The organism is Candidatus Pelagibacter communis, from assembly GCF_001180225.1.
Lineage (GTDB): Bacteria > Pseudomonadota > Alphaproteobacteria > Pelagibacterales > Pelagibacteraceae > Pelagibacter > Pelagibacter ubique_D.
The window spans coordinates 1-6,743 of sequence record NZ_CVST01000036.1; the positions used below are offsets into that span (position 1 = coordinate 1).

Consider the following 6,743-nt stretch of genomic DNA (forward strand, 5'->3'; position numbering starts at 1 on the left):
CTCTCAGAGTCGTTGATGCTTGGAGTAAAGTCAGGGATTAAACCAAAAACAATGTTAGAGATTATCGATAAAAGTGCAAGTGGTGGTTATACTTCAACAAGATATGGCCCTAACATGATTAATGGAGATTATGATCCATCTTTCTTTTTAGGTTTATCGATGAAAGATCTAAATCTTGCTAATGAAATTATAAAACTTCAAAAATTAAAACTACCAATAATGAACTTAACTTCAAAAATTTATAAAAAAGCGATCAAAAATTACGGACCAAATTCTAATCACTTAAAAGTGATTAAACTTTTAGAACAAAATAATAAATTAACTTTTTCAAAGGAGGGATGATGAAAAACAATATAAGCGAAGAAGATTGGAAAGTAAGAGTAGATCTTGCTGCCATGTTTAGATTAACAAACATGATGGGTTGGGATGATACGGTTTGGAACCATATCACTGCAAGAGCACCTGGAACGGATCATACATTTTTTATGCATGAGATGGGTTTGTTATATGAGGAAGTAAAAGCATCAAACTTAATTAAAGTTGATGAGCATGGTAAAGTTTTAGAAGGACCTGAAAAAGCTAATACCGCAGGTTTTATTATTCATAGTGCTATTCATCTAAATCACCCAAATGCTAAATTCGTCTTTCATGCACATCCTCCATCAGCTTTAGCTGCAACGGCTTTGAAAGATGGGATACCTCATTTAGTTCAAGATAGTTCAATGCTTTATGGAAAAGTTGGTTATCATGAGTGGGAAGGATTATCGATTAACAAAGATGAGAGAGTTAGAATTGCTGAAAACATGGGAGACAATAAGGTTTTAATAATGAAAAACCACGGTCTTTTAACTGTTGGTGCAACAGCAGGGGAAGCTTTTATGAACATGTATTATGCAATTAGAATGTGCGAAGTTGCAGTACAAGCAACAGGTTCAGGGTTACCTCTTGAAAGAGCAACGGAGGAGATGTGGAAATTATCTCAAAAGCAATATGATTTATTTTCACCAGGATTAAATGAGTGGCCAGCATTACTTAGAAGATGTGATGCAAAAGATCCATCATATAAAGAGTAATGACAAAAATTAATTCTTTAGATGATATTGTAAAAAATGGCCTTTGTATTGGCTGCGGACTTTGTAAAAGTATTGCAGGCAATTCTCTTCAAATGGAGATGAGTGACAAAGGTAATTTAGAACCTAAAGAATTAACACCAATCACAGAAGAAACTTTAAATGATATTAAAAAAGTTTGTCCTGGTGTTATTGCTGAGGGACCTGAAGATCATAAAGAAAATGAAGGATCTAATAAAGATTTGGTTTGGGGAAATTATTTTGATTTATATTATTCATGGTCTACTGATCCAAAGATTAGATTTCAAAGTTCCACAGGTGGTTTGTTAAATGGATTGTCTTTATATTTATTAGAACAAAAGAAAGTTGATTTTATTATGCATACAGCAGGGGACAAAGATAACCCGATGCGAAACATTGTAAAATACAGTTATAATAAAGAGGACTTAATTAACTGTGAAAGTAGATCAAGATACGGTCCATCTTCACCTTTAAGTGAATTTCATAAAGCCTTAGATAAAAAACAAACTTTCGCTTTTGTTGGAAAACCTTGTGATGCAGGAGCTATTAGATTACTTGCTAAATCAGATGAAAGAGTTGATCAGTATTGTAAGTATATATTCACCCTTGTTTGTGGAGGTTTTCAAGAACTTACAAAATCACAAGAATTTATTGATAGCTTTAATGTTAAAGAACAAGAGTTAGAAGAATTTAGATATAGAGGATTTGGTAACCCTGGAAGAATGTATATCAAAACAAAAGATCAAAGAGAGTTTGATAAAGATTATAATTCTTTTTGGGGCGATGAAAGCAATTGGAAAGTTCCATTTAGATGCAAAATATGTCCCGATGCAATAGGAGAGAGCTCTGATATCGCAGCTTTAGATACTTGGAGAGGGGGTTCTCCTAAAGGAGAAGATGAAGGTTTTAACGCTGCAGTGATGCGAACAAAAAAAGGAATTAAAGTTTTTAATGAAGCAGTTGAGAACGGATACCTTGTTAAAGGAGACAAAGTAACCATTGAAGACATTAAAGATTTTCAACCTCATCAAACGAGTAAAAAACAAGCAGTGTTTGCAAGACATCTTGGAATGAAAAATAATAATGTTCCAACAATCACAACTAAAAATCTTAGAATAGAAGAATTGTATAACTTAAACGATGATGAGTTTAACAAACAACAAGAGCAAGGTGTTTCAAAGAGGTTAGGAAATTAAAAATTTTTTAATATTTAAATAAAATCTTACGCGTTTAAATAACCAACTAGTAATGAAATAAAAGCACCTACGTGTACGACCATTATTGCTTTATCTTTCCACATAACTCCAACTGCAAACCAAAGAAAAATTCCTAAAAAAAATAAATAAACATTATAGGGAGTCATGTTTAAACCAGTCATCCCATAACCAATTAATTGAATGATGGTTGCTATCCATTTTACATAATCAACAAATTTTATGTCTTTCATTGTAAATTTATAAATTAATCTCAAGTTTCATATCACTTGAAACAGTGAAGGAAGCATCTTCAAATGAAGGTGGTCCAAACTTACCTTTGGCATTATTACTAAAACCAAATTGCTCTTTTGGTACACCAAACAAATTTCTATCCATTTTATTATTGTAGTTCTTATCAACAAAAATACCGATAGCATAAGTACCATCTGGTAATTCAAATGTGTAAGTGACACTGCCAGTTTCAACATCTTCGATTACACCTTGAATAATGCCTTTTGCTGCACCACCTTTTTCACCATCATCATTTTCAAATACCTCTGCATCATCATAAATAGCTAAATGCATTTCACCTTTTTTCTCAATATTATTAACTTTAACACTTACAGTTGCAGCATAAGTGTGAGATGTAGTAATAAGAAACGGTAAGATAAAAATTACAAATATATTTTGATAAAATTTAAACATGACTTTATTATTCAACGAAGCACACCCTATACCACTTCACGCTATTATAGCAATGATTGCCATAATTTTAGGTGGTATTCAACTTTCTATGAAAAAAGGTGGACCAATTCATAAATTGTTAGGTCGTATATGGGTAAGCTTAATGCTGATTGTAGCGATAACTTCCTTTTTTATACATAAAACAAAAATGTGGGGAGATTATAGTCCTATACATTTATTGAGTTTATGGACAATTTTTATACTAGGTGTTGGTATTTATTATGCACGTGTAGGAAATATTAAACGTCATAAACAAGTAATGATCGCAACATATTTTTTTGCTCTAATTTTAACAGGCTTTTTTACTCTTATGCCAGGACGTGTCATGCATCAAATTTTGATAGGCTGACAATACTAAAATTAAGATCTTTTTGTTTATACGTTTATAGATTTTGTTAAATTGTGTTTAGCTAATAATAAAAACATATCGTTGAGAAATTCACCAGGTATATCTCTATCAAAACATGTTTTGCAGCTAAGATTATCTTTATTAATCAATACATGAGCAAAGGCTTTATTTACATTAGAAAAAGGGTTTCCAAAATCTAGTTTTTGACCTTCAGAAAATGAAATTCTGATTATATCACTTAATTCTTCAGACATCTTTTTTGCATCTTTATAATTACCGTTTGTAACATTATTACAAATTTCTCTTAAAATTTTACCAAAACAATTTGCTGAGCTTAATAAAAATCCATCATATTTTCCGTTTGGTTGTAAATGATCAAAATAATTTTCCTCTGCTCCTCTTAAAAATATTAAATCGTTAAAATTAATTCCAGAATTCACAACATCGTCTTTTCCACTAGTATCTTTAAATAATTGAATTCTATCTTGAAAATTATCTTTTAATATTTTTAATGTTTCAGGTTCAATATTACATTTTACTACTTGGGGCAGTTGATAGATAGAAATCGGCAAATATGTATTTTCAATAATACGTTTAAAATGTGAAATAATTTCTTCTTGTTTGATGTTTTCATCAACGGGAGCACATAAAGTTAATCCAAAAAATCCTGCAGAGGATCCATTTTTAATTATATATCTTTCTATGATATCCGTTCTTCTTAGAACATCTTCTGTTGTTTTTCCAAATGCTCCAAATAAAACTTTGTTATCTTTTTTAATTAAAGAATTATCATTTAATATATCTAACCAATTGATTATTAATTCATCAGTTAAATTCCATCCATCTCCTGTAGTTCCGCAAACCAAGAATTGTTTTACATATGGGTCTAACCAGTTGATGTGTTTTTGAATAAGCTTTTCATCTAGCTCTAAATTTTTTGTGTTTTGATAATGAGAAATAATTGGGACCCAAAGTGGATCAAATGATTTAGATTTATTCATGTAATTAGTAATTACACGAAATAAAAAATAAATTTTCTCTATTATTACTAATTTATAGTTGAATATTAGTAAATTTTATAAGATATTTGATAAATATTAATAAAATTTATTAAAAATATGGATGAAGTTGATAAAAAAATTGTAAAAATACTTAAAAATAACAGTAAAACTACACTTCAAAATATAAGTGAGAAAATAAATTTAAGTATTGCTCCTACTGCAAGAAGAATAAATCAATTAGAAGAAAACAATATAATTAAAAATTATTCAGTAAATATTGATGAAACCTCACTTGGTTATAAATTTCCTGCATTTATATTTATTAGCTTAGAAAAACAGCAATCAAAAAACTTTGATAAATTTGAGAAAAAAATTTTAAATTTTCCTGAAGTTGTTGAGTGTTGGTTAATGACTGGAGATAAAGATTATTTAATACGAATTGCAGTTAAAGACGTTGAGGAATTTAAAGATTTTTTAACTAAAAAACTAACTGTAATAGAGGGCGTTTCTTCTGTTGAAACCTCTATACCTTTGAGTAGAGTAAAGTCGGAATACTCACGTGTGGAATAAATTTTAACAATAAATATAACAATTCATTAAAATAATATTACAATTCAGTTACAATCCACAATTTTATAAACAAATCCTGCTCCAATAGTGCTCCAATGACATTGGTTCTTTTATTTAGAATAACCTTTTAGATTTTGTATTTCTATTTTATCAACTAAATATGATCTCATATCTTCCCAAAACATATTTGATGAATATTCTTCATAACCTTGAGTTGCACCAGACTTAATACAATTGTTTCCTAGCCACTCTCTTTGATCTTTTTCATATCCTTTTTTTTCTGAGTCCCATTCACCAGTTCCGTCTCTTTTTTTTATAATTTGATATAAGTTGTTTTTATAATTAATCGAACAATTAGGTAAAAGGGTTAAACTATTAGATACAAATTTCGTTGGAGGATACATAGGGCTTTCAAAGTGATGACCTCCTGAATATGCTAATAAATGAATATTTTCAAAACTTCCTGAATCTTTTAAATCTTTACATATTGATCCAGGAGTAGAGTCATCCCAAGTACCATTAACTGCAACGAGTTGCACATCCTTATTAAACTTAGCCTCAAACCTATCAGGGCAAGCAGCATTAATCATAAATCCTTTTGAGACCAATTTCATTGAGGGGTATTTATCAATGTAATCTTGCCAACCTGCTTTAAAAATTGCTAGTGCACCCGTTGATGATGCAATCAATATAACTTCTTTAGGCTCACTAAATTTTTTTGTTACCGCTTTAATTGTTGCTATAGCATCATACATAATCATTGATGATGTATAAGAACCAGTAAACTTTTTTTGGTATCTTGGTTCAGCTCCAAATACTATTGCTGTTGCAAATCCAAATTCGCTAACTTGTTTTTCATAGAATTTCTCATCATCCATATTAGGTGTGCTTGATGGAAGAACAATAATTAACCCGTTACTTAAATTATCAAGATTTCTTAATTCAACACGTATTTTCTGTTTTTTTCCTTCATCTTTAAGAAGAGAAATTTCATGATAGACATTTTTTGAAGTAACTTTGATTTCAGTAACCTTTCGATCATCATCAAAAGAAATTTTTTCAGGTAAATCTCCAACTTTTGTAAATACTATGTCACAATTTTTTTCATAATCTCCATTTTTACTGTACCTTTTTGCTAATAGTTTGCCTTCGATTTTTTGACCTTCAATTTCTAGCTTCCCTTTAATTTTGTATTTTTTATCTTTCCTCTGAGCTTGAATTGAAAGATTACCCTTTTTATTTAATTTATATTTTTTTATATTCCATCTACCACCACCACCTTTATCATTCGAAATAACACCATCTTCAATTATAAATCTACTACCATCATATTTTGGCTCTGGTTCATTAGTGCAGAAATGGCTGTAAGTGTATGCACCATTAAATTTTGATATAGCTTTTTTTTCTTCTGCAAAAGAATTTGAAAATATAAATAAAAAAAGAGTAAATACTCCTAAAACTTTTTTCATATCTTAGTATTAACAAATTCTAAATTGTGAGTCTAATCACTGCAAATCCTGCTCTAATAGTGCGTCAATGACATTGGTTCTTTAGTAATCACTTTATTTATGAATGGGATATTGTTAATCTTTAAATAATAAAATTTATTTATGAAAGTAGCTGTAATTCAACATCCACCCAAATATCTTAACTTACAAAAAACTATAGATTTAGGAGTTGAACTTATTGAAACTGCTGCTGGCCAAGGGTCTAAATTAGTTGTGTTTCCTGAGGCTTGGTTTCCTGGATATCCAGAATATGTTTGGAGGTTAAAACCAGGTGGCGAGATGAG

Annotated in this window: 10 protein-coding genes; 6 read left to right on the top strand and 4 right to left on the bottom strand. The window is 29.9% G+C overall.

All coding sequences use genetic code 11. The features are described from left to right. From AMN99_RS02720 to AMN99_RS02730, 3 genes are all read left to right on the top strand, one after another. The coding region (locus AMN99_RS02720; RefSeq protein WP_179850432.1) for an NAD-binding protein at window positions 1–342 on the top strand (342 nt) is incomplete at its 5' end. Further along, on the top strand, window positions 342–1,073 hold the full coding sequence (locus AMN99_RS02725) for a class II aldolase/adducin family protein (protein WP_075506308.1): 732 nt from the start codon (window positions 342–344) through the stop codon (window positions 1,071–1,073). The genes AMN99_RS02720 and AMN99_RS02725, both read left to right, overlap by 1 nt. Next, window positions 1,073–2,287, top strand: coding sequence for a Coenzyme F420 hydrogenase/dehydrogenase, beta subunit C-terminal domain (locus AMN99_RS02730; RefSeq protein ID WP_075506309.1), 1,215 nt, complete (start codon window positions 1,073–1,075; stop codon window positions 2,285–2,287). Before AMN99_RS02725 ends, AMN99_RS02730 begins: the two co-directional genes overlap by 1 nt. A 26-nt stretch (window positions 2,288–2,313) precedes the next feature. Here AMN99_RS02730 and AMN99_RS02735 read toward each other — a convergent pair whose 3' ends face one another. Together AMN99_RS02735 and AMN99_RS02740 are read right to left on the bottom strand one after the other, a co-directional pair. Then, window positions 2,314–2,538 carry a DUF6552 family protein gene (locus AMN99_RS02735; protein ID WP_075506315.1) on the bottom strand — a complete coding sequence of 75 codons (225 nt, stop codon included), beginning with the start codon at window positions 2,536–2,538 and terminating at the stop codon, window positions 2,314–2,316. 7 nt (window positions 2,539–2,545) lie between these two features. Continuing rightward, the gene (locus AMN99_RS02740; protein WP_075506310.1) at window positions 2,546–2,992 is read right to left on the bottom strand and encodes a DUF2141 domain-containing protein; all 447 of its coding nucleotides are present in this window, start codon (window positions 2,990–2,992) and stop codon (window positions 2,546–2,548) included. Here AMN99_RS02740 and AMN99_RS02745 point away from each other — a divergent pair. Next, a complete protein-coding gene (locus AMN99_RS02745) occupies window positions 2,991–3,380 on the top strand; it encodes a DUF2306 domain-containing protein (protein WP_075506311.1) in 390 nt (129 codons plus the stop codon). The two genes, AMN99_RS02740 and AMN99_RS02745, sit on opposite strands and share 2 nt — an antisense overlap. Before the next feature lie 26 nt (window positions 3,381–3,406). On the opposite strand, the gene AMN99_RS02750 is transcribed toward AMN99_RS02745, so the two are convergent. Then, complete coding sequence (locus AMN99_RS02750; protein ID WP_075506312.1) at window positions 3,407–4,381, bottom strand: dihydrodipicolinate synthase family protein; 975 nt, start codon at window positions 4,379–4,381, stop codon at window positions 3,407–3,409. 117 nt (window positions 4,382–4,498) lie between these two features. On the opposite strand from AMN99_RS02750, the gene AMN99_RS02755 reads away from it, so the two are divergent. Beyond that, window positions 4,499–4,951 (top strand): Lrp/AsnC family transcriptional regulator, encoded by a 453-nt coding sequence (locus AMN99_RS02755; RefSeq protein ID WP_075506313.1) that lies wholly within the window; start codon window positions 4,499–4,501, stop codon window positions 4,949–4,951. A 110-nt stretch (window positions 4,952–5,061) separates the two neighbouring features. On the opposite strand, the gene AMN99_RS02760 is transcribed toward AMN99_RS02755, so the two are convergent. After that, on the bottom strand, window positions 5,062–6,420 hold the full coding sequence (locus tag AMN99_RS02760) for a hypothetical protein (protein WP_075506314.1): 1,359 nt from the start codon (window positions 6,418–6,420) through the stop codon (window positions 5,062–5,064). A gap of 141 nt (window positions 6,421–6,561) precedes the next feature. On the opposite strand from AMN99_RS02760, the gene AMN99_RS02765 reads away from it, so the two are divergent. After that, window positions 6,562–6,743, top strand: a 182-nt coding sequence (locus AMN99_RS02765; RefSeq protein ID WP_306452583.1) for a nitrilase-related carbon-nitrogen hydrolase, incomplete at its 3' end; no start/stop codon positions are given.